Here is a 1120-nt window from a genome sequence, read left to right on the forward strand (position 1 = left end):
TTGCCGCCGACCAGGTAGTCCACGCCTTCGACCGCCGGGATCGTGTAGGTGTCCTCTGCGGTGCCGTCCTTATCCGTGAACACCACCGCAGCCGGGGTTACCGGGTACGGGGTGGCCTTGAACGCCGCGGTCCATTCGGTGATGGCGCCGGCGGCGATGACGTAGTCGGCCTGCGCCCGGGCGGTGATCGTCACGGTGCCAGTGCCCTTGTGGGTGCCTGGGGGAACGGTCTTGCCGCCGACCAGGTAATCCACGCCCTCGACCGCCGGGATCGTGTAGGTGTCCTCTGCGGTGCCGTCCTTATCCGTGAACACCACCGCAGCCGGGGTTACCGGTGTGCGTTGGGTCAGGGTAGCAAGTGTTGCCGTGATAGTGCCGGCAGTGCTGGCACCAGCGGGAGTGGCCATGTTGACATAGATGCCGGAACCCGGGTCCTTGTACTGGATGTGCATCGCGGGAAGACCGTTCGTGAACCGTGGGGTCTGCAGATGCACTTCGCCAGCGGCATCGGTGATGGCGTGGGGGCTCCAGCCCGCATGGGCTGCCGTCAACCGCTCGTTGAGGGAAGTGCCCGCATCGCGCCAGGGGCTTTCAGCTGAAGACCCATGCCGTGGTTGGCCGTCACCGAGGCCCCCTTAACGGGCACGCCCTTGCTATCGACGACTTTGATGGTGGCCGAACCCAGAGGCGGCAGGGTGACCGTCCCGACATCAAGTGCGCCGTTAACATCCACGGAATTGGTCATGATGTACATATTGGGCCCGGCGCCATTGCGCGCGTACTGAAAAACCAGCTGGGCCGAAGCCTCACCTGCGGGAATGCTGAACCTGCCCCCGCTGCCCGTCACATGCGCCGGGTTGGAAATTCCATTGGCTGCGTATGCCGCTGCCCCTTCCAGCGGAACGCCAGCGGAATCCACCAGAACACCCGTCACCGAAGAAACGGGCGGCAATGTTGCCGTGATAATGCCGGCAGTGCTGGCACCCGCGGGAGTGGCCATGTTGACATAGATGCCGGAACCCCGGTCCTTGTACTGGATGTGCATCGCGGGAAGACCGTTCGTGAACCGTGGGGTCTGCAGATGCACTTCGCCAGCGGCATCGGTGATGGCGTGGGGGCT

General features: G+C 64.4%; 1 protein-coding gene and 1 pseudogene. Both read right to left on the reverse strand.

The genetic code is table 11. From position 1 onward, the window contains the following. Positions 1-551, reverse strand: a pseudogene (locus AC5RUH_RS16680) (hypothetical protein); the annotation flags it as partial. After that, a partial coding sequence (locus tag AC5RUH_RS16685; RefSeq protein WP_494129156.1) for a hypothetical protein occupies positions 548-1120 on the reverse strand: 573 nt, incomplete at its 5' end. The pseudogene AC5RUH_RS16680 and the gene AC5RUH_RS16685, both read right to left, overlap by 4 nt.

It is taken from the genome of Arthrobacter sp. Y3223166 (genome assembly GCF_059090935.1).